This window comes from Jiangella alba (assembly GCF_900106035.1).
Classification (GTDB): domain Bacteria; phylum Actinomycetota; class Actinomycetes; order Jiangellales; family Jiangellaceae; genus Jiangella; species Jiangella alba.
Map to the genome: position 1 here is coordinate 2,517,778 of NZ_FNUC01000003.1, position 21,195 is coordinate 2,538,972.

21 protein-coding genes are annotated in these 21,195 nt (G+C 73.8%); 16 read left to right on the forward strand and 5 right to left on the reverse strand.

Annotated features, from left to right (window positions below; translation table 11 throughout):
* Positions 1–18: 18 nt before the first annotated feature.
* Positions 19–1,992, reverse strand: a complete 1,974-nt coding sequence (locus tag BLV02_RS14070; RefSeq protein WP_069113376.1) for a prolyl oligopeptidase family serine peptidase — start codon at positions 1,990–1,992, stop codon at positions 19–21.
* 80 nt (positions 1,993–2,072) lie between these two features.
* On the opposite strand from BLV02_RS14070, the gene BLV02_RS14075 reads away from it, so the two are divergent.
* A complete protein-coding gene (locus BLV02_RS14075) occupies positions 2,073–3,092 on the forward strand; it encodes an Lrp/AsnC family transcriptional regulator (RefSeq protein ID WP_171906822.1) in 1,020 nt (339 codons plus the stop codon).
* Positions 3,093–3,119: 27 nt separating this feature from the next.
* On the opposite strand, the gene BLV02_RS14080 is transcribed toward BLV02_RS14075, so the two are convergent.
* Entirely contained in the window at positions 3,120–4,019 is a 900-nt protein-coding gene (locus BLV02_RS14080; protein WP_069113568.1) for a RecB family exonuclease, read from the reverse strand.
* An 81-nt stretch (positions 4,020–4,100) separates the two neighbouring features.
* Here BLV02_RS14080 and BLV02_RS14085 point away from each other — a divergent pair, with 81 nt between their 5' ends.
* From BLV02_RS14085 to BLV02_RS14100, 4 genes are all read left to right on the forward strand, one after another.
* Positions 4,101–5,210 carry a site-2 protease family protein gene (locus BLV02_RS14085; RefSeq protein WP_069113374.1) on the forward strand — a complete coding sequence of 370 codons (1,110 nt, stop codon included), beginning with the start codon at positions 4,101–4,103 and terminating at the stop codon, positions 5,208–5,210.
* Between the two features lie 43 nt (positions 5,211–5,253).
* Entirely contained in the window at positions 5,254–6,132 is an 879-nt protein-coding gene (locus BLV02_RS14090; RefSeq protein ID WP_069113373.1) for a tRNA (adenine-N1)-methyltransferase, read from the forward strand.
* Positions 6,133–6,266: 134 nt separating this feature from the next.
* Complete coding sequence (gene arc, locus BLV02_RS14095) at positions 6,267–7,952, forward strand: proteasome ATPase (protein ID WP_069113372.1); 1,686 nt, start codon at positions 6,267–6,269, stop codon at positions 7,950–7,952.
* 34 nt (positions 7,953–7,986) lie between these two features.
* Positions 7,987–9,225 carry a hypothetical protein gene (locus BLV02_RS14100; RefSeq protein WP_069113371.1) on the forward strand — a complete coding sequence of 413 codons (1,239 nt, stop codon included), beginning with the start codon at positions 7,987–7,989 and terminating at the stop codon, positions 9,223–9,225.
* Here the strand turns inward: BLV02_RS14100 and BLV02_RS14105 are convergent.
* The 3 genes from BLV02_RS14105 to BLV02_RS14115 are packed head-to-tail and all read right to left on the reverse strand — an operon-like array spanning position 9,176 to position 10,874.
* Positions 9,176–9,679, reverse strand: a complete 504-nt coding sequence (locus BLV02_RS14105) for a hypothetical protein (RefSeq protein ID WP_069113370.1) — start codon at positions 9,677–9,679, stop codon at positions 9,176–9,178. The genes BLV02_RS14100 and BLV02_RS14105 overlap by 50 nt on opposite strands.
* Positions 9,676–10,257 (reverse strand): hypothetical protein, encoded by a 582-nt coding sequence (locus BLV02_RS14110; RefSeq protein ID WP_069113369.1) that lies wholly within the window; start codon positions 10,255–10,257, stop codon positions 9,676–9,678. Before BLV02_RS14110 ends, BLV02_RS14105 begins: the two co-directional genes overlap by 4 nt.
* Positions 10,257–10,874 (reverse strand): hypothetical protein, encoded by a 618-nt coding sequence (locus BLV02_RS14115; protein ID WP_141711729.1) that lies wholly within the window; start codon positions 10,872–10,874, stop codon positions 10,257–10,259. The genes BLV02_RS14110 and BLV02_RS14115 overlap by 1 nt, the downstream gene beginning before the upstream one ends.
* Positions 10,875–10,916: 42 nt before the next feature.
* Here BLV02_RS14115 and BLV02_RS14120 point away from each other — a divergent pair, with 42 nt between their 5' ends.
* The 11 genes from BLV02_RS14120 to BLV02_RS14170 all read left to right on the forward strand — a co-directional run bounded on the left by BLV02_RS14120 (position 10,917) and on the right by BLV02_RS14170 (position 21,160).
* On the forward strand, positions 10,917–11,933 hold the full coding sequence (locus tag BLV02_RS14120; protein ID WP_069113367.1) for a Gfo/Idh/MocA family protein: 1,017 nt from the start codon (positions 10,917–10,919) through the stop codon (positions 11,931–11,933).
* 5 nt (positions 11,934–11,938) lie between these two features.
* A complete protein-coding gene (locus BLV02_RS14125) occupies positions 11,939–12,487 on the forward strand; it encodes a GNAT family N-acetyltransferase (RefSeq protein WP_069113366.1) in 549 nt (182 codons plus the stop codon).
* A gap of 9 nt (positions 12,488–12,496) precedes the next feature.
* The gene (gene dop, locus BLV02_RS14130) at positions 12,497–14,008 is read left to right on the forward strand and encodes a depupylase/deamidase Dop (protein WP_074946335.1); all 1,512 of its coding nucleotides are present in this window, start codon (positions 12,497–12,499) and stop codon (positions 14,006–14,008) included.
* A 695-nt stretch (positions 14,009–14,703) separates the two neighbouring features.
* Positions 14,704–14,913, forward strand: a complete 210-nt coding sequence (locus BLV02_RS14135; RefSeq protein WP_069113364.1) for a ubiquitin-like protein Pup — start codon at positions 14,704–14,706, stop codon at positions 14,911–14,913.
* On the forward strand, positions 14,914–15,756 hold the full coding sequence (gene prcB / locus BLV02_RS14140) for a proteasome subunit beta (protein WP_069113363.1): 843 nt from the start codon (positions 14,914–14,916) through the stop codon (positions 15,754–15,756).
* Between the two features lie 53 nt (positions 15,757–15,809).
* Positions 15,810–16,550, forward strand: coding sequence for a proteasome subunit alpha (prcA, locus tag BLV02_RS14145; protein ID WP_069113362.1), 741 nt, complete (start codon positions 15,810–15,812; stop codon positions 16,548–16,550).
* A 9-nt stretch (positions 16,551–16,559) separates the two neighbouring features.
* Entirely contained in the window at positions 16,560–17,921 is a 1,362-nt protein-coding gene (gene pafA, locus BLV02_RS14150; RefSeq protein ID WP_069113361.1) for a Pup--protein ligase, read from the forward strand.
* A 108-nt stretch (positions 17,922–18,029) separates the two neighbouring features.
* On the forward strand, positions 18,030–19,118 hold the full coding sequence (locus BLV02_RS14155) for an FKBP-type peptidyl-prolyl cis-trans isomerase (protein WP_141711728.1): 1,089 nt from the start codon (positions 18,030–18,032) through the stop codon (positions 19,116–19,118).
* Positions 19,118–19,483 (forward strand): FKBP-type peptidyl-prolyl cis-trans isomerase, encoded by a 366-nt coding sequence (locus tag BLV02_RS14160; protein WP_069113359.1) that lies wholly within the window; start codon positions 19,118–19,120, stop codon positions 19,481–19,483. The genes BLV02_RS14155 and BLV02_RS14160 overlap by 1 nt, the downstream gene beginning before the upstream one ends.
* Positions 19,484–19,574: 91 nt before the next feature.
* Positions 19,575–20,090: a SigE family RNA polymerase sigma factor gene (locus BLV02_RS14165; protein ID WP_069113358.1), complete on the forward strand. Its 516-nt coding sequence runs from the start codon at positions 19,575–19,577 to the stop codon at positions 20,088–20,090.
* Complete coding sequence (locus tag BLV02_RS14170) at positions 20,087–21,160, forward strand: hypothetical protein (protein WP_069113357.1); 1,074 nt, start codon at positions 20,087–20,089, stop codon at positions 21,158–21,160. Before BLV02_RS14165 ends, BLV02_RS14170 begins: the two co-directional genes overlap by 4 nt.
* Positions 21,161–21,195: the final 35 nt, after the last annotated feature.

Consider the following 21,195-nt stretch of genomic DNA (forward strand, 5'->3'; position numbering starts at 1 on the left):
TGACCCGGGGACTCACCGTCAGGGCGCGGCCGGCGGCACCAGGCCCAGTTCGGCGAAGACGAACCCCAGCCACTCCGCCGCGTCGCGCCGGCGCTCGGCGGCGCTGGACGTCAGGCCGTGGCCGGCGTTCTCGCGCACCCGCAGCAGCACGGCGCCCGGCCCCTGTTGCGCCTCCTGCAGCCGGGCCGCGAACTTGCGCGCGTGCCAGGCGGGGCAGCGCGGGTCGCGGTCGCCGGCGGCGAGGTAGACGGCGGGGTAGCTGCCGGGGCGGATCAGGTGGTACGGCGACAGCGCGGCGACGTGCTCCTCGGCGTCGCCGTCCGGCCAGTCCAGCTCGGTGACGTACTTCCCGTACGGCGTCCGCAGGTCGGTGACCAGGTCCAGCGCGGGCACCAGCGGCACCGCCGCGCGCCAGACGTCCGGGCGGGTGACGGCCGCTGCGCCGGCCAGCCAGCCGCCGTGCGAGCGGCCGACGACGGCGAGGCGGGACGGGTCGGCGCGGCCGGTGGCGACGAGGTCGGCGGCCACCGCGTGCAGGTCGTCGAGCACCGTCTGCTTGCGCCCCCGCCGGCCACCCTCCCACCACTCCCGCCCCAGATCGCCGCCACCGCGCGTGTGCGCCCACACGTGCAGCCCGCCGGACGCCGCCACCGCCGCCGCGTCGTCCGACCACTCCGGCGTCAGCGCTCGGTAGAAGCCGCCGTACGCCGTGATCAGCGTCGGCCGCGGCCGCTGCCCGCGCTCGTCCGGCCGGTAGAGGCAGGTGTACGGGATCAGCGTGCCGTCCGCGCCCACCGCCTGCCGCTCCTCGACCACCGCACCGGGGAGCCCGGTGGTCGCGTCGGCCAGCAGCCGCGGGACCTGGTCGCCCGGTCGCCAGCCGGACACCGTCCACGACCGGCTCGGCGACGACGACGGCAGCAGCAGCTCCGGTGCGCTGCCCGGCCGGGCCAGCGCGTGCAGCGCCGCCACGCCCGTCCGCACCGACACCCGCGGCGGCAGCGGCAGCACCCGGCCGCCGGCGCCGTCCAGCTCGCGCACCCGCGACCACCGCCCGTCGACCAGCTCGACGGTGTAGAGCGCCGCCCGCGTACGCAGCAGCGCGACGATGACGCCGTCGCCCTCGGGCAGCAGCTCCCGCCAGGCGGACGGATCGCCGGGATCGTCGGCGTCGAACCGGATCGCGACCACCCGCCCGCGCGGCGCGCCGACGTCGGTCCACGCCACGTACTCGTCGCCGATCGGGTAGCCGGCGACCAGCGGCCCGTCGACGCCGGGCACGGAGGTCAGGAACGGCCGCCAGCCGCCGTCGGGGTCGGCGCGGTCATGGACGGCCACCGGCAGCGGCGTCAGCAGCCCGTGCGCCGCCACCGTCCACCGGCCGTCGCCGGCCTGCACCAGCGTGTAGTCGGGCGACGGCCGCGGGATCGGCTCCGCATGCTCGGTCCGCGACCGCAGGTCGTAGCGGAAGATCGCCTGCTCGAACCGGTCCACCGGCGCGGTCATGCCGAGGTAGTGGAACCCCGACGAGTCCGGCAGCCAGCTCACGCCGCCCAGCAGCGCGTCGAACAGCAGCCGGTCCGGGCCGTGGCCGAGCGGCTCGCCCGACCCGGTGTCGAGCAGTCGGATCGCGTTCTCCTCGCCGCCGCCCTGCCCGATGCCGACCGCCAGCACCGTCCCGTCCGGCGACGGCGCCAGCCACGCGGCCCGCTCGCCGGCCGGCAGCCGGGCCACGGTGTCGCCCGGGCCGAGCGGTTCGGTGCTCGCGATCAGGTCGGCGCCCTCGGCCCGGAACCAGCGGCCGGCGGCGGGGACCGGCAGCACCGGCGGCGGGCCGCCGCCGAGCCGGCCGAGCAGCCCGGCCAGCACGTTCAGGTGCGGCCAGGCGCCGACGGTCTCGGCGGCGGCCGCCGCCTGCGCGCGCTGCCACGCGAGCACGTCGGCGTCGTCGGCCTCGAGCCAGCGGAACGGGTCGGCGGTCGTGGTCGTCATGCGCGTGATCCTCGGTCCTCGGCCGCTCACGGCTCCGATCGTGCAGGATATGGATGCTGCCGCCCTGCGGAGGGACGGAAATGGATACTCTCGACGACGACGATCTCGCGCTGCTGCACGCCGTCCAGCTGGCCCCGCGGGCGCCGTGGCAGCGGCTCGGCCCGGTCCTCGGCGCCGACCCGGTGACGGTGGCGCGGCGGTGGGCGCGGCTGTCCGGGTCCGGCGCGGCGTGGTTCGCGCTGCACCCGTCGCTGGACGGCCTGACCTTCGCGTTCGTCGAGGTCACCTGCGGCGGCGCGCGGTCCGGTGACGTCGTCGCGGCGCTGGTGCGCGACCCGCGGGTGGTGACGTTGGAGCATGTCACGGGCGACCGCGACCTGCTGCTGACCGTGCTGGTGCCGGAGCTGGCCGACCTCGCCGAGTTCCTGCTGACCGGGCTGCCCGCGATGCCCGGCGTGCGGGCCGTGCGGACGACGGTCGGGATCCGCTCGTTCCTGTCCGGCAGCCGGTGGCGGCTGCGGGCGCTGTCGCCGTCGCAGCAGGTGCGGCTGGCGGCGGCCGGTGCCGGTGCGCGGGGCAGGCCGGCGCGCGGGCCGGACCGGGGGAGCGCCGAGTACCGCGCGCTGCTCCGGCTGCTGTCGGCCGACGCCCGGCTGGGCGCGTCCGAGCTGGCCGAGCGCCTCGGCGTCAGCCGCGTGACCGCCCGGCGCCGGCTGGCCGCCGCGTTCGCCGGCGATCTCGTGGTCCGCTGCGACGTGGCCCAGCCGCTGACCGGCTGGCCGGTCACCGCCATGCTGTGGGCCCAGGTCCCGCCCGATCAGGTCGACGACGTCGCCCGGCGGCTGGCCGGCCTGCCGGAGGCGCGGGCGGCGGAGTCGGTGACGGGCGGCGCGGCCAACCTGCTGCTCGGGGTGTGGCTGCGCTCGCTCGCCGACCTCCAGCGGCTGGAGGCCGCCCTGGCGGAGCGGGTGCCGGAGCTGCGGGTGCTGGACCGGTCGATCGCGTTGCGGACGGCCAAGCGGATGGGCCGCCTGCTCGACCCGTCCGGCCGGGCCGTCGGCCACGTGCCGGTCGACCCCTGGGCCACCCCGGGCGACTGACCGTTCGCTGGCGCCCCGGCTGGTCGATCAGGCGTCGACGGGGGAGGTGCGGGGCGAGGGGGCCTCGTCGTCGTCGGGCGAGGAGGCGACGGTCTCGGGGAGCGGCGGCGGGGTGCCGCCGTAGGCCGGGCACAGCGCCTGATGCGAGCACCAGTCGCACAGCCGGCTGGGGCTGGCCCGCCAGTCGCCGGACTGGGTGGCCCGCTCGATGGCCGCCCACAGCGCCGCCAGCTTGCGCTCCGTGGCCCGCAGGTCGGCTTCGTCGGGCTCGTAGCGCAGCAGCTCGCCGCTGCCGAGGTAGATGAGCTGCAGCAGCCGCGGCACCCGGCCGTGCAGCCGCCACAGCACCAGTGCGTAGAACCGCATCTGGAACATGGCCCGCTGCTCGAACCCGGCCCGCGGCGCCTTGCCCGTCTTGTAGTCGACGACGCGGAGGTCGCCGGTGGCCTCGGCGCGGTCGAGGCGGTCGACGTAGCCGCGCAGGCGCAGGCCGGAGTCGAGCGTCGTCTCGACGTACAGCTCGCGCTCCACCGGTTCGAGCCGGGTGGGGTCTTCCAGCGTGAAGTAGCGCTCGACGAGGGCCTCGGCGCTGGCCAGCCACTCGGCGAGCGCCGACCCGTCCTCGTCGTCGGCGAACAGCTCGGCCACCGCCGGCTCGGCCGCCATCAGCTCGTCCCACGCGGGCCGGACCAGCTCGGTGGCGCGGCCGGGTGTGCGCTCGCCGGACGGCAGCTCGTACAGCCGCTCGAGCACGCTGTGCACGACGGTGCCGCGGGTGGCCTCGGAGCTGGGCGGCTCGGGCAGCCGGTCGATGGTGCGGAACCGGTAGAGCAGCGGGCAGGTCATGAAGTCGGCGGCGCGCGACGGCGACAGGCTGGGCACGCGCTCGGCCCCGGGGTCGTCCCCGGGAGCGGTGTGCGTGCGCATCGTCATATTCGTGACTGTAGATCACCCCTCCGACAGCGCCGGGCCGCACACGCCGCCGTGTCCGCCACGTAGCCTTGGAGAATGGCAACCGGTCGTGGTCGGCAGCTGAGCCTCGGGCGCATCGCGGGCATCCCGGTGTACGTCAGCCCGACGTGGTTCCTGGTGGCCGCCATCATCACCTTCTGGGGCCGCGACGTCGTGCTCCGCGAGCTGCCCGAGCTGACCGGCGGCGAGGCGTACGCGCTCGCGTTCCTGTTCGCCGTGCTGCTGTACCTCTCCGTGTTCGTGCACGAGCTGGGCCACGCCCTGACGGCGCGCCGGCTGGGGCTGCCGGTGCGCGGCGTCACCCTGCACTTCCTCGGCGGCCACACCGAGATCGAGCGCGACGCGCCCACGCCGGGGCGCGACCTCGTCGTCTCCGCCGCCGGCCCGTTGCTGTCGCTGGCCCTCGGCGGGCTCGGCCTGCTCGCCTACCAGAGCATCGACGACGGCGTGCCCGGGTTCCTGGTCTGGATGCTGGCGATCGCCAACCTGCTGGTCGGCGTGTTCAACGTGCTGCCGGGCCTGCCGCTCGACGGCGGGCACATGCTGCGCGCGGCGGTCTGGAAGGTCAGCGGCGACGAGCACCGCGGCACCGTCGTGGCGGCGCGCAGCGGCCAGGTGCTGGCCGGCCTCGTGCTGGTCATGCCGTTCGCGCTGAACGGCGCCACGCCGCCGGTCTCCGTCATCATCTGGGCCGGGCTGGTCGCGGCGCTGCTGTGGAGCGGCGCCACGCAGGCGCTGGCGGTCGGGCGCATGCGGGCCCGGCTGCCGCGGCTCGACACCCGTACGCTGGCCCGCCGCGCCGCGCCGGTCGCGCCCGACCTCCCGGTGTCCGAGGCCATGCGGCAGGCCCGCGAGGCGAACGTCACGTCGCTGGTCATCGTCGACAGCGCCGGGCGCCCCACGGGCATCGTCAGCGAGAGCTCGGTGGCGGCCATCCCCGAGCAGCGCCGCCCGTGGGTGACCATCGGGCAGCAGTCGCGCTCGCTGCAGAAGGGGCTCATCCTGCCGCTGGACGTCCGCGGCGACGACCTGCTCAAGGCCATGCGCGAGCTGCCGGCCACCGAGTACCTGGTGGTCGACGGCGAGGGCCGGGTGTACGGCGTGCTGGTGACGTCCGACGTCGACCACGCGCTCGCGGCACGCTGATCCACGCGCCGGCCTGTCGGACCCGGCGGATAGCCTCGACCGCATGTCCGCGACCGAAACGTCTCGCCGCACCGGGCCCTTCCGGGTCGGCGACCACGTGCAGCTCACCGATCCCAAGGGCCGGCACCACACCATCACCCTGCAGGACGGCAAGGAGTTCCACACCCACAAGGGATCGTTCCAGCACGACCAGCTGATCGGCCAGCCCGAGGGCTCCGTCGTCGTCTCGACCGGCGGCACGGCCTACCTCGCGCTGCGGCCGCTGCTGTCCGACTACGTGCTGTCCATGCCGCGCGGCGCGGCGGTCGTGTACCCGAAGGACGCGGGCCAGATCGTGGCCATGGCCGACGTCTTCCCGGGCGCGCGCGTGGTCGAGGCCGGGGTGGGCTCCGGCGCACTGACGATGTCGCTGCTGCGGGCGGTCGGCGAGCACGGCGCGGTGCACTCCTACGAACGGCGGGCCGACTTCGCGAAGATCGCCGCCGAGAACGTCGAGCGGTTCTTCGGCGCCGAGCACCCGGCCTGGCGGCTCACCGTCGGCGACCTCGTCGAGTCCCTCGACGACACCGAGGCCGACCGCGTCGTGCTCGACATGCTGGCGCCCTGGGAGTGCGTCGACGCCGCGGCGGGCGTGCTCGTGCCGGGCGGCGTGCTGTGCTGCTACGTCGCCACCACCACGCAGCTGTCGCGCACGGTCGAGACCATCCGCGAGAGCCAGCGGTTCACCGAGCCGGTGTCCTGGGAGTCCATGGTGCGCACCTGGCACGTCGAGGGCCTGGCGGTGCGCCCCGACCACCGGATGATCGGCCACACCGGCTTCCTCGTCACGGCCCGCCGCATGGCCCCCGGGGTCGTCCCGCCACCCCGTCGCCGGCGCCCGGCACCCGGCAATGACGGCGGAACCACCACGCCGGCGAGCTAGTTGAGGTAAAGAGATTTCCACGTTCGCCGGGACCGAAAGTCAACATCTGGTCACTAGCTGATCTCCTGCATGGCGTTCGGGCCGGGCGACTGTAAGGTCTGGCTATAGACGACCCCCTTCCGAGGAGGTGCGAGATGGCGTCGTACGACGATGGCTTCGATCAAGGCCGTCGCGGGCCCGGGCGCGAGCCGTCCGACATGGCCGGCGAGGTGGCTTTCCTCGAGGCACGACTGGCGTCCGTGAACGCCCAGAACGAGCGGCTCGCGGCCACACTGCGCGAGGCCCGCGACCAGATCGTGGCGCTCAAGGAGGAGATCGACCGGCTGGCGCAGCCTCCGTCCGGGTTCGGCACGTACCTGTCCAAGTACGACGACGGCACGGTCGACGTCTTCACCGGTGGCCGCAAGCTGCGGGTCGCCGTCAGCCCCGACGTCGAGCTGACCGAGCTCCGGCCCGGCCAGGAGGTCATGCTCAACGAGGCCCTCAACGTCGTCCGCGCGCTCGAGTACGAGCGCGTCGGCGAGGTCGTCATGCTCAAGGAGCTGCTCGCCGACGGCGAGCGCGCGCTGGTCATCGGGCACACCGACGAGGAGAAGGTCGTCCGCATCGCCTCGCCGCTGCAGGACTCCGGCCTGCGGGTCGGCGACTCCCTGCTGCTCGAGCCGCGCGCCGGGTTCGTCTACGAACGCATCCCGAAGTCCGAGGTCGAGGAGCTCATCCTCGAAGAGGTCCCCGACATCGACTACTCCGACATCGGCGGCCTGTCCCGGCAGATCGACCAGATCCGCGACGCCGTCGAGCTGCCGTTCCTGCACGCGGAGCTGTTCCGCGAGCACGAGCTGCGCCCGCCGAAGGGCGTGCTGCTGTACGGCCCGCCCGGATGCGGCAAGACGCTCATCGCGAAGGCCGTCGCGAACTCGCTGGCCAAGCAGATCGCGAAGCTGAAGGGCATCTCCGAGCACAAGTCGTACTTCCTCAACATCAAGGGCCCGGAGCTGCTGAACAAGTACGTCGGCGAGACCGAGCGGCACATCCGCCTGGTCTTCCAGCGGGCCCGCGAGAAGGCCAGCGAGGGCACGCCGGTCATCGTGTTCTTCGACGAGATGGACTCCCTGTTCCGCACCCGCGGCTCGGGCGTCTCGTCCGACGTCGAGAACACCATCGTCCCGCAGCTGCTGAGCGAGATCGACGGCGTCGAGAGCCTCGAGAACGTCATCGTCATCGGCGCCTCGAACCGCGAGGACATGATCGACCCCGCCATCCTCCGGCCCGGCCGGCTGGACGTGAAGATCAAGATCGAGCGGCCCGACGCCGAGGCGGCCCGCGACATCTTCAGCAAGTACCTCACGACCACCCTGCCGCTGCACCCCGACGACCTCGGCGAGCACGGCGGCGACCGCGCGGCCACCACGGCGGCGATGATCCAGCGGTCGGTCGAGAAGATGTACTCCGAGACCGACGACAACCGCTTCCTCGAGGTCACCTACGCCAACGGCGACAAAGAGGTCCTGTACTTCCGCGACTTCAACTCCGGCGCGATGATCCAGAACATCGTCGACCGCGCGAAGAAGATGGCGATCAAGGACCTCCTCGACACCGGCGCGAAGGGCCTGCGGGTGCAGCACCTGCTCACGGCCTGCTTCGACGAGTTCAAGGAGAACGAGGACCTCCCGAACACGACGAACCCCGACGACTGGGCCCGCATCTCCGGCAAGAAGGGCGAGCGCATCGTCTACATCCGCACGCTCATCTCGGGCAAGCAGGGCACCGAGGCCGGACGGTCCATCGACACCGTGGCCAACACCGGCCAGTACCTCTGACACTGCGACATTGAACACTGCGACACTGAAAAACGTGTCCGGCGGAGGCGCCGTCCTGCTCGACGCGGGTCGGCGCCTCCGCCGTTCCTGGCCGGCGCTGGTCGCGCTGGCGGCGGCCGGGCTGGTGGCGCGCGAGTACTCGCTCGACGCGGCGGTGTGGGCCGGCCGGCACTCGGCGGTGCTCGGGCTGCTCGTGCTGGCCCTCGTGCCGCTCGGCTCGATGCTGGTCACCGTCGCGATGCTGCTGGTCATGCGGCCGTCGACGGTGCCGGCCGGCCGACGGGTGCGCACGGTGTTCGCGGTCCTGGGCAGCCTCATCGTCCCGTTCCTCGTCGTCTACGAGCACTACGGCTCGTTCGCCGAGGACCAGCGCGAGTACTACAACCAGGCCGCCCACGACGCCGCGGAGCTGGCCGCCACCACCGGCGAGGTCACCGACCGCATCCCGGCCGGCGCGTCGGCGGCGGTGCTGGGGACGGCGCTCGGCGCGCTGGCGCTGCGGTCGCTGGCCGGGCGGCTGTCCCGGGGACGGCCGCAGACGTCCGTCCGGCGGACGGCGCTGCAGGTGCTGGCCGGCTACTGCGACGTCGTCTGGATCGTGCTCGGCGTCTTCGTCGTCGCGCTCGCGAACCGGCGGGTGCGCGACTGGTGGTCCGGCCGGGCCGCGACGGACCGCGTCGAGACGTGGTGGGCGGAGCTGACCGACCGGTTCGAGCTGCTGGACCGGCTGGCCGCCGGCCTCGTCCCGACGACGGACCTGCTGGTGGCGGGCGTGTTCACCGGCCTGGTGGTGCCCATCTCGTGGCTCGCGTTCGGGACCATCGTGTACGGCACGCAGCCGGCCGAGGCCGTCGCGCCGGTGGCCGGGCGCATGACGGCCGGCCTGAGCGCCCGGGTCGGCGAGCAGAACGTCGCCCGGGCCTGGCGCCTGGGCCTCGACGGCGAGCGCCGGTTCGGGCCGCTGGTGGCCGGGCTGGCGATGATCTGGCGGTCCGGATGGGCGTCGGCGCTGCTGTTCTGCGGGGCCTACGTCGCCGTCGGCCTGACCGGCCACCTGGTCTGGGGCGTCGCCCGGCTGGTCGTGGGGCCCGCGCCGGTGGCCGACTGGCAGGCGCTGGCCGGGCCGCTGGAGGCGGTCTCGACGATCCTCGTGCAGGTGCTCTCGGCGGCGCTGCTGGCGGCCGCCGCCGACGCGCTGGTCGGCCGGCTGCCGGCCACCGCCGTCACGGAACCGGAAGCGACCAGTACTCCGGCAGCAGTTCCAGTGCGCTGACCCGCACGAGGCCGGGATCGGCGTCGTCCGGCAGCAGGAAGTACACGACGCCGCCGCCTTCGGGCCCGCCGCAGTCCACGCCGATCGACTCGTCGTCGTACGACGGCAGGTAGCGCGACCCGGCCGTGTACCGGTTCCCGTCGCCGTCCTGCAGCTGGACCGTGCAGCTCAGCGGCTCGTCGCCGCCCTCGGAGGCCAGCTCCGCGCGCCAGGCGGTGAAGCCGTCGGGCGGCGGCTCGTCGGGCACGTCGCCGGCCCGGCCGAACTCGGCCAGCCGCAGCGACACCTCGCCCACGACCGCCCGGCCGTCGCCGCCGGGGGAGACGGCGACGTGCTCGCCGCGCGGCCACCACAGGTCGCGGGCCGTCTCCGAGGCGGGCCACGCGAGGGCGGCCAGCGCCACCACCATGACCGGAAGCGCGACCCGGTTGTGCCGCCACCACGCCCGGCTCATCCGGTGGCCTCCGCGAGGTCGCGCGAGCGCGGCTCCAGCGGCTCGTCGTCCGCCGTGTCGATCCGCAGCGCCACCTCGGCCTCGGCCCGCGGCACCACCCGGCCGGGCGCGTCGGGGCTGATCACCAGCGTGAGCCGGCCCAGCGCGTCGGACGGCAGCTCGAAGACGACCTCGCCCCGCTCGGGGACCCGCGGGTCGAACGGGTTGCCGATCATCGGGTTGTCGGCCCGGTTGGACGACGCGAACTCGCGGCCGCGGCGGTCACGCAGGGCCATGCCGGAGATGGCGGCCGGCTCGTCCAGCGCCGCCGCGGTGACGTCGACGGCGACCCACACGCCGTCGCTCGCCCTCTCGTCCAGCCCGTCGGACAGCACCGTCGCGGCGCGGGCGCCGTGCACCGTCACCTCGACCGGTTCGACCACGGCGCGGCCGCCGGCCGTCGCCTCGTCGACGAACGGCCCGGTCCGCGGCCACCAGGTGTCCGCCCGGTCGCCGACGACGCCCGCGGCGATCACGACCGCGATCATCGCGGCCAGCCCGGCCGGCGACGGCCGCCGGGCCCGCCGGTGCCGCGCCATCACGACTCCTCCTCGACCAGCGCGTCGCCGGTGGCGTCGTCGCGGGGGAGCGTCGTGTGCGCCGCCACGCCGTCGGGCCGCCACACCCGCCCGGCGTCGATGGTGCTGTCGGACAGCCGCGACCGCAGGTACGACACGTCCAGGTCGTCGCCGGGGTCGGGCAGGTCGCCGAGCGGCCAGAGCAGCGCGACCCGGGCCGGCAGGCCGGGCTGCAGCCCCGGCGAGAGGGTCGCGTCGGCGAGCAGCAGGACGCGGTCGGGCTCGCCCTCCACCCGCAGGTCCGGCGGCAGCCCCAGCGAGCGCTGCGGGAACGTGAGGGTGGCGTCGGTGAGGGCGGTGACGTCGGCCTCGACGACCAGCCAGGCGTCCGCCTCGGCGTACTCCAGCCCGTTGGTCGCGATGTCGTCGCGGATGGTCCACGACCGCGCCGCCAGCCGCACCGGCCCGATGTCGACGGCGGCGCCCGCCTCGACCCGCTCGGGCTCGGGCACCGGCGCCGCCGCGAGCCCGCCGGTCAGCGTTGTGACCAGCACGGCGGCCGCCAGGATCAGCCAGGCGGCGCGACGCGGCCAGGTGCCGGCGAGGGCCGCCGCGACGGTGCGGGCGGACGAGGACATCGCGGGGATCATACGAGATCGGCGCCGCGTAGGGTTCGGGGCATGACCTCCTCGCAGCGCCCCATCGGCTGGGGCGTCGTCGCCACCGGCGCCATCGCCCACAACGTCGCCGGCGACCTGCGGCAGCTGGAGGACAGCCGGCTGGCCGCGGTCAGCTCGCGCCGGCTCGACCGCGCCGAGGCGTTCGCCCGCGACCTCGGCGTCGACCGCGCCTACGACGACGTCCGCGCGCTGGTCGACGACCCCGCCGTCGACGTCGTCTACGTCGCCACCCCGCACGCCCAGCACGCGCCGGTCGTCGAGCTGGCGCTCGAGGCGGGCAAGGCGGTGCTGTGCGAGAAGGCGTTCACGACGTCGCTGGCCGACACCACCCGGCTGGCCGAGCTGGCGCGCGAACGCGGCGTGTTCTGCATGGAGGCCATGTGGACGCGGTTCAACCCGCTCATCACGCGCTTGCGGCAGCTGGTCGCCGACGGCGTCATCGGCGACGTCCGCGCGGTGTCGGCCGACCTCGGGTTCGTCGCCCCGGCCGACCGCGCCGACCGGCTGTGGGACCCCGCGCTGGGCGGCGGGGTGCTGCTCGACGTCGGCATCTACCCGGTCGCGTTCGCGCAGATGCTGCTCGGCGCGCCGTCCGCGCTCACCGTCACCGGCACGCTGAACGAGCAGGGCGTCGACAACGAGGCCGGCCTGCTGCTCACCTGGCCCGAGGGCGTCCGGGCCCACCTCGACGTGTCGCTGATCTCGCCGATCCCCGGATCCGCGCTGGTCATGGGCACCACGGGACGCATCGAGGTGCCGCCGCGGTTCCACGCGGCCACCGTCATGCGGCTGGTGCACGCGCCCGCCCGCGGCGTCGAGGAGCTCCAGACGTTCGAGTGGGAGAAGGAGGGCCGCGGCTACGTGCCCATGCTGCGCGCCGTCGCCCAGGCGGTCCGCGAGGGCCGCACCGAGTGCCCGGAGATGCCGCTGGCGCACACCGTCGAGATCGCCGCCATCCTGGAGCGGGCCCTGGACGGGCTGGGCGTCCGCTATCCGGAGCCGGCGCCGCTCGGGTGAGCCCCGTGCGGGTCGAGCCGCTGACCGACGCGCTGTGGCCGGCGTTCGAGGAACTGCTGGCCGGCAGCGGGGGAGCGGCGGCCCGCTGCTGGTGCATGGCGTGGCGGCTCGGCCCGTCGTACCGGCGTCGGCCCGCGGCGGAGAACCGCGACGACTTCCGCGCCGTCGTCGCGGCCGGCCCGCCGCCCGGGCTGCTGGCCCTCGACGACGACGGCCGCACGGTGGGCTGGTGCCAGCTGACGCCGCGCTCCGCCGTCCCCGCGCTGGAGCGGCCCTGGCGGCTGCGCGCCGTCGACGACGTCCCCGTGTGGGCGATCACCTGCTTCTACGTCCGCAAGGGGCAGCGCCGGCAGGGCGTCACGTCGGCGCTCGTGGCGGCCGCGGTGGCGCTGGCCCGCGACGCCGGCGCGCCCGCCGTCGAGGCGTATCCGCTGGACGGCGCCGTCTCGCCCAGCTCCACCAGCACGGGTTATGTCTCCACCTTCCTCCGGGCGGGGTTCGTCGAGGTGGCGCGGCGGTCGCCGGAGCGGCCGATCCTGCGGCTGCTGCCGTAGGCTCGTGGCATGAGTGCCCGTCGCATCATGGGAATCGAGACCGAGTACGGCATCTCGGTGCCCAGCAATCCTGCGGCCAACTCCATGCTGGCCTCGTCGCAGGTGGTCAACGGCTATGCGGCGCAGCGTGCGCACGCGCGGCGGGCGAGGTGGGACTTCGAGGAGGAGAACCCGCTGCGCGACGCCCGCGGGTTCGAGTTGTCCCGCGGTGGCGCCGACCCCAGCCAGCTCACCGACGAGGAGATCGGGCTGGCCAACCTCATCCTCACCAACGGCGCCCGGCTCTACGTCGACCACGCCCACCCCGAGTACTCCTCGCCCGAGGTCACCTCGCCGCGCGACGCCGTCGTCTGGGACAAGGCCGGCGAGGCCATCATGGGCGTCGCGGCCACCTGGGCCGGCCGGCTGCCGGGCGCGCAGCCCATCCAGCTGTACAAGAACAACACCGACAACAAGGGCGCCTCGTACGGCTGCCACGAGAACTACCTGATGAACCGGTCGACACCGTTCGCCGACATCGTCCGCCATCTCATCCCGTTCTTCGTGTCGCGCCAGGTCGTGTGCGGGGCCGGGCGGGTCGGCATCGGCCAGGACGGCAGCGGGCACGGCTTCCAGATCTCCCAGCGCGCCGACTACTTCGAGGTCGAGGTCGGGCTCGAGACCACCCTCAAGCGGCCGATCATCAACACCCGCGACGAACCGCACGCCGACCCCGAGCGCTACCGCCGCCTGCACGTCATCCTCGGCGACGCGAACCTCTCCGAGATCTCCACCTACCTCAAGCTCGGCACCACCTCACTCGTCCTCGCCATGATCGAGGACGGCTTCCTCGGCGGCGACCTCGCGGTGTCGCGGCCGGTCGGCGCGCTGCACGAGATCTCCCACGACCCCACCCTGACGCACCTGGTCGAGCTGTCCGACGGCCGCAAGATCACCGCCGTCCAGCTCCAGACCGAGTACGCCGAGCTGGCCCGCAAGTACGTCGAGGACCGCTACGGCGCCGACGTCGACCCCGTCACCGCCGACGTGCTGACCCGCTGGGAGACCACCCTGCAGGCGCTCGCCACCGACCCCATGTCGCTGTCCGACCAGCTCGACTGGGTGGCCAAGCTGGCGCTGCTGCAGTCCTACCGCGACCGCGACGGCATGGACTGGACACACCCGAAACTGCACCTCATCGACCTCCAGTACGCCGACATCCGGCCCGAGCGCGGGCTCTACCGGCGGCTGGTCGCGAAGGGCCGCATGCAGCGCCTCATCACCGACCAGGAGATCGACGACGCGGTGCACCTGCCGCCCGAGGACACCCGCGCCTACTTCCGCGGCCGCTGCCTCGACAAGTACGCCGACTCCATCGCGGCGGCCTCGTGGGACTCCGTGATCTTCGACCTCCCCGGCCGCGAGGCGCTGCAGCGGGTGCCCACGCTCGACCCCAGCCGCGGCACCAAGGCCCACGTCGGCGACCTCCTGGACCAGTGCGACACCGCGGGCGACCTGGTCAGCGCACTGACCCAGCGCTGAGGCCGCGGTCCCGCCGGTTCGCAGCGGTGCTGCCGGCTCGGCCGCTGGGCTTCAGCTCGCCGCCTTGCTTCCGTAGGCCGTTTGGCGGCGGCGGGCCGTCCCCCTGCTGCCCATCTTCTCAGCCGCGCACGCGCGCCTCAAACGGACGTGTGGGGCGCTTCGCGCGGCGATGACCGCTTGACCCGCACGCACGCGGCCTAAGAACGGGCAGCTATCAGGGGGACGGGGAAGACCGGGCACAGCCCGCCCGGTGCGCCGTTCGTCGCCAGCCGCGCCAGCCGTCCTGGCCGCCCCCGCCGCCGCGGTCACGCCAGCCGCGCTGCCACCCCAGCCGTCAGCGCACCGCAGCCCGCTGCCTCCGGTGCGCCGTCGCCGGATCGTATAGGCGGCGGGGTTGCCCGACCTCGATAGCGGGCGTTGCGTTCCGGGCGCTGGTTCGGGCCGATCGCGTGATTCTGGCTCTCGAAGTCGGCTCCGGGCGCGGCGTCGTCCGCCCCGACTCGGTGGAGGGGTGCTCCGCACTGCATGCGGGACCGACCGGGCGTCGGGGCAGGTCATGGCGCGAACGACCGCCCGGAGGCGGTTGCGCTGTCGGCGTAAGCGAAAATCTCTGCCCCGATCCGGCGTCCCGGGGCGGCATGATGTCACCACTCCTGGATAGGGTCGTTCTCAAGGCGACCAGGTGGAGGTTGGCGATGGCGCGTGAGACGACCGGCGGTCACAAGCAGACCCGGAAGAACGAGGACGTCGAGGACACCGAGGCGACCGAGTCGAGCGAAGAGCTCAAGGAGCGACAGGACAAGATCGACGACGACGTCGACTCCATCCTCGACGAGATCGACGAGGTGCTGGAGGAGAACGCCGAGGACTTCGTCCGGTCGTTCGTGCAGAAGGGTGGAGAGTAAGTGGTTGATGTCTCGCGTCTCGGCAGCCTGCCGGCGGAGTTCCTGACGCCGGGCACGTCGTCGTTCACCGAGTTCCTGCGGCAGTACTCGCCCGAGTTGCTGCCGGGGAACCGGGTGCCGGCGGGCGCCGATCTCGGTGGTCTGGCTCCGCACGCCACCACGCTGGTGGCCACCACGTTCGTGGGCGGGGTGGTCATGGCCGGCGACCGGCGGGCCACCATGGGCAACATGATCGCCCAGCGCGACATCCAGAAGGTCTTCCAGGCCGACGAGTACTCCGCGGTCGGCATGGCCGGCTCGGCCGGGCTGGGCCTGGAACTCATCCGGTTGTTCCAGCTCGAGTTGGAACACTACGAGAAGATCGAGGGCACCGTGCTCTCGCTCGAGGGCAAGGCCAACCGGCTGTCGCACATGATCCGCGGCAACCTGGGCATGGCCATGCAGGGCCTGGCGGTGGTGCCGCTGTTCGCCGGCTACGACCTCGGCACCGGCGGCGGCCGCATCTTCTCCTACGACGTCACCGGCGGGCGGTACGAGGAGCACCAGTTCTTCTCGGTCGGCTCGGGCTCGGTCTTCGCCCGCGGCGCGCTGAAGAAGCTCTACCGCGCCGACCTCACGGCCGACGAAGCCATCGCGGTCACGGTCCAGGCGCTGTACGACGCCGCCGACGACGACTCCGCCACCGGCGGGCCCGACCTCCAGCGCAAGATCTTCCCCATCGTGGCGGTGGTCGACGAGACCGGCTACCGGCAGCGCGACGAGCAGGCGGTCGCGGCGATCGTCGAAGAGGTCGTGGCCGGCCGCGACATCCGCCCCGACGGCCCGGTCGCGCCGCTGCGCTGACAGCCGCACCACCCCAGCTCACCAGCACGCCAGCCCGCACGAGAGGACCATCGGTGTCGATGCAGTTCGGATACGTCTCGCCCGAGCAGATCATGAAGGACCGGGCCGACTACGCCCGCAAGGGCATCGCCCGCGGCCGGTCGGTCATCGTCGTCCAGTACGCGGGCGGCATTCTGTTCGCCGCCGAGAGCCCGTCGCCGTCGCTGCACAAGATCAGTGAGATCTACGACCGCATCGCGTTCGCCGCGGTCGGCAAGTACAACGAGTTCGAGAACCTGCGCCAGGCCGGGGTGCGCATGGCCGACCTCCGCGGCTTCTCCTACGACCGCGTCGACGTGTCGGGGCGGGCGCTGGCGAACGTGTACGCGCAGACGCTGGGGACCATCTTCACCCAGGACCCCAAGCCGTACGAGGTGGAGCTGGTGGTGGCCGAGGTGGGCCTGACCATCGAGACCGACCAGATCTACCGCATCACCTACGACGGCTCGGTGGCCGCCGACAGCGGCTACTCCGTCATGGGCGGCGCGGCCGAGCAGGTCGGCCGCTACGTCGGCGAGCACTTCACCGAGGGCGCCTCGCTGGAGGGCTCGCTGCGGCTGGCCGTCGACGCGCTGGGCCGCGACACCGACGAGCCGCGGCAGCTGGCGCCGTCGTCGCTGGAGGTCGCGGTGCTCGACCGCGAACGGCCGCGGCGCACGTTCCGGCGGCTCACCGGCCCGGTCCTGGACTCGTTGCTCGACCGTGGCGGTTCCGAGACCACGCCAGAGGCCGGTTCCGAGGGCTCGGGCGACTAGGCTCGAACCATGGATCGCCGCATCTTCGGTCTCGAGAACGAGTACGGCGTCACGTGCACGTTCCGCGGGCAGCGGCGCCTGTCGCCGGACGAGGTCGCCCGCTACCTGTTCCGGCGGGTCGTCACGTGGGGTCGCAGCAGCAACGTCTTCCTGTCCAACGGCGCGCGGCTGTACCTCGACGTCGGCAGCCATCCCGAGTACGCCACGCCCGAGTGCGACAGCATCACCGACCTCGTCACCCACGACAAGGCCGGCGAGCGCGTGCTCGAAGGGCTGCTGGTCGACGCCGAGAAGCGGCTGGCCGAAGAGGGCATCGCCGGCGACGTCTACCTGTTCAAGAACAACACCGACTCCGCCGGCAACTCCTACGGCTGCCACGAGAACTACCTGGTCGGACGGCATGGCGAGTTCTCCCGGCTGGCCGACATCCTCATCCCGTTCCTGGTCACCCGGCAGATCATCTGCGGCGCCGGCAAGGTGCTGCAGACGCCGCGGGGCGCGGTGTTCGCGGTCAGCCAGCGGGCCGAGCACATCTGGGAGGGCGTGTCGAGCGCCACCACCCGCAGCCGGCCCATCATCAACACCCGCGACGAGCCGCACGCCGACGCCGAGCGGTACCGCCGGCTGCACGTCATCGTCGGCGACTCCAACATGAACGAGTGCACCACGCTGCTGAAGGTCGGCGCCACCGACCTCGTGCTGCGCATGATCGAGGCCGGCGTGGGGCTGCGCGACATGACGCTGGAGAACCCCATCCGCGCCATCCGCGAGATCAGCCACGACCTCACCGGGCGCCGCAAGGTCCGGCTGGCCGGCGGCCGCGAGGCGTCCGCGCTGGAGATCCAGGAAGAGTACTTCACCAAGGCCCGCGACTTCGTCGAGCGGCGCGAGCTGGCCACCCCGGCCGTCCAGCGGGTGCTGGAGCTGTGGGAACGCACCATCAAGGCCATCGACTCCGCCGACCTCGCGCTGGTCGAGGGCGAGATCGACTGGGTGACGAAGTACCGGCTGATCGAGCGCTACCGCGCCAAGCACAACATGACGCTGACGCACCCTCGGGTGGCCCAGCTCGACCTCGCCTACCACGACATCCACCGCGGCCGCGGCCTGTACTACCTGCTGGAGAAGCGCGGCCAGGTGCAGCGGGTGGCCCGCGACGTCGAGATCTTCGAGGCCAAGTCGGTGCCGCCGCAGACCACCCGGGCGAAGCTGCGCGGCGAGTTCATCAAGCGGGCGCAGGAGCGCCGCCGCGACTTCACCGTCGACTGGGTGCATCTGAAGCTCAACGACCAGGCCCAACGTACGGTGTTGTGCAAGGACCCGTTCCGGTCCGTCGACGAGAGGGTCGCTCGCCTCATCGAGGGAATGTGAGCGTAAGCTGCCTGCCGCAGCCCGTTCAGGTAGTTCTCAGGTGCAGCGCTTAGGGTTGCCGTTTCGTCGGAACACCACAGCCCGCGATAGATGAAGGACTAGTTCACCGTGCGCAGACGACAGGCTCTGGCCGCTCTGATCGTGTCATCCGCTCTCGCGCTCTCCGCCTGCGGAAGCGACGACGGCGACGGCGACTCCACCGCCACGACTGACCTGGGCGTCGAGGTCGCCGGCGCGCCGGGGGAGAAGCCCACGCTGACCATCCCCGAGGAGGACCCGCCGGGCGACCTGCAGATCGAGGTCCTCGACGAGGGCGACGGCGACGAGGTCGGCGAGAACGACGTCGTCGTGGCCAACTACCTCGGCCAGACGTGGGCGCCGCGCCCGCCGGCCTCCGACCTGCCGCCGGCCGAGGAGCCGCCGGCAGAGGAGCCGCCCGCCGAGGACCCCGCGGCCACCGAGCCGCCCGCCGAGGGCGACGTCGGCGGCGCCGCCACGCCCGAGGACGGCGCCAGCGCCGACCCCTCCGAGGACGCGGCCTCCGGCGACGCCGAGCCGTACGTCTTCGACAACTCCTACGACCGCGGCAGCGCGGCCAGCTTCTCGCTGAACCAGGTCATCCCGGGCTGGAAGGAAGGGCTGACCGGCCAGGCCGTCGGCTCCCGCGTCCTGCTGTCGATCCCGCCCGACCAGGGCTACGGCGGCCAGGAGGGCCACGACCTGCAGAACGACACGCTGGTGTTCGTCGTCGACATCGTCGACTCCATCGACCCGGCTGCGCAGGCCTCCGGTGAGCCCGTCGCCGAGCTGCCCGCGGGCCTGCCGGCCGTCACCGACGGCGCCGAGGGCGCCGCGCCGACCCTCGACTTCGCCGGCGCCACGCCGCCGGAGGCGTCCGACTCCACCCTGGTCGTCACCGGCGACGGCGAGCCGGTGGGCGCGAACCTGGTGGTCAACATGGTCCAGGCGTCCTACCCCGACGGCGCCGACGTCATCACGACGTGGGACGAGGGGCAGGCGCCGCTGACGCTGGCCGCCGAGCAGCTGGCCGGCATCCCCGGCCTCGCCGAGGCGCTGACCGGCGCGAACATCGGCAGCCGGGTGGTCAGCCGCATCTCCGCCACGGACAACGCCGCCCAGGACGGCACCGCGGGCACGCCGCTGGTGCTGGTCATCGACGTCATCGGGAGCTACTGATGGGCCTGGAACGACCCGAGATCGACTTCGTCGGCGGCGACGCCCCGGCGGACCTCCAGATCAGCGACCTCACCGTCGGCGACGGCGCCGAGGCCGCGCCCGGCGCGACCGTCCTCGTCCACTACGTGGGCGTGGAGTTCGAGTCCGGCGAGGAGTTCGACGCGTCGTGGAACCGCGGCGCGCCGATCGAGTTCCCGCTGCGCGGCCTGATCAAGGGCTGGCAGGACGGCATCCCGGGCATGCGCGTGGGCGGCCGCCGTCAGCTGGTCGTCCCGCCCGAGCAGGCCTACGGCCCGGCCGGCGGCGGTCACCGGCTGTCCGGCAAGACGCTGGTCTTCGTCATCGACCTGCTCGACGTCAAGTAACGACAGCACTCCGGACTCCCGTCACCCACCCGGGTGGCGGGAGTTCGTGCGTCCGGGCAACCTTTCCGTGCGGCGTGGTGTCAGGAGGGGTGTGCGCAACGACGGGTTCGACGAGTTCGTGGCCGGGTGGTCGGGGCGGTTGCTCCGCGCGGCCTACCTGCTGACAGGGGATCGGGGCCTCGCCGAGGACCTCCTCCAGGACGTGTACGAGCGGCTGTACGTGGCCTGGCCACGCGTCGCCGACCCTGCGGCGTACGCGCACCGGGCGCTGACCCGCCAGGCGATGAACCGCTGGCGGACGCGGTCGCGGCGGCCCGTCGAGGCGGCCTATGGCGCCGAGCACGACCGTGCCGACCAGCGCGCCGACGCCGTCGACGCGCTGCACGAGCGCGCCGTCGTGCTCACCGCGCTGCGGACGCTCCCGGCGCGGCAGCGCGCGGTGGTGGTGCTGCGGTTCTTCGCCGACCTCTCGGAGGCCGACACGGCGGCGGCGATGGGCTGCTCCATCGGCACCGTGAAGAGCCAGACGGCGCGCGGCCTGGCCCGGCTGCGGACGGTGCTGCCGGTCATCGACGACACGCGAGTCATTTCGGAGGACAGGTCATGACCCACGACGAGAACGCCCTGCGCAGGCTGCTGACGGCGGCGACGGCATCCGTGGACCCCGCGCCCGGCGCGGCGGGCCGCGCCCGCGAGGGCGGCCGCAGGCGGCTGCGCAGGCGCCGCGCGCAGGTGGGAGCGGCGTCCGTGCTGACCACCGCGGCCGCGGTCGCCGGCATCGTGCCGCTGCTCGGCGGCGCGAACCCGGAGCCGGCGGCGCCCCAGCCCGCCGCGTCGGTGCCCGTGGCGCTGCCGGACGGCGCCGGCGAGCCGTGCGCGGACCAGCCCGCGTACGGGCACACCATCACCGCGGCGGAGCTGCCGGACGACGTACGCCTGCTGTGGCCGGAGGACGGGCCGCTGGACGTCGCCGAGGCCTGGCCGCGCCTGGAGACCGGCCCGTGCGCCCCCGGCGAACTGGGCGTGGCCGGGGTGGACGACGACGGCGTCATCGATCGGCTGGCCGTCGTGTTCGGCCCGGAACCGGCCGGCGCCGTGCCGCCCGGCACGGCGCCGGGCACGCTGGTCCCGGGGCCGGAGGACGGCGAGGCGGGCCGGCGCGACGTCGCGTGGCTGCTGCCGGACGGACGCCAGCTGCGGGTCGACGCCGACGGCTTCACCGCCGGTGAGCTGGAGGAACTGGCGGCCGCGGCCACCGTGACGGACGGCGTCGTCGACCTCGGCGGCTGGCCGTCGGCGATGTCGTTGGAGTACGTCGGCGAGTTCGGCGCCGCGTGGTCGGCCCAGTACGGCTGGGAGGTCTCCGGCCCGCAGGGTTCGTTGAGCGTTCAGACGGCGCCGGGCGGCGTCTACGGCTGGAGCCTGGCCGGCGACCGGATCGTCGACCTCGGCGGACACCCGGCCGTGCTGCGCGGCACGGACCGCGTGGTGTGGTCGCCGGCGCCGGACGTGGTCGCCTCGCTCACCGTCGACGCGGGCCTGGACCCACTGGAGGTGGCCGCCACCGTCGGCCCGGTCGCGGCCGACGACCCGCGGCTGGCCGGCGCGGGCGCCCCGGAGGAACCGGGCGAGACGCCGTCAGCACCGGTGGAGGCGACGGCGACGCCGACCCCGTGACCACGGCCGGCTGACCCCGCCCCGGCCAAGGGGCG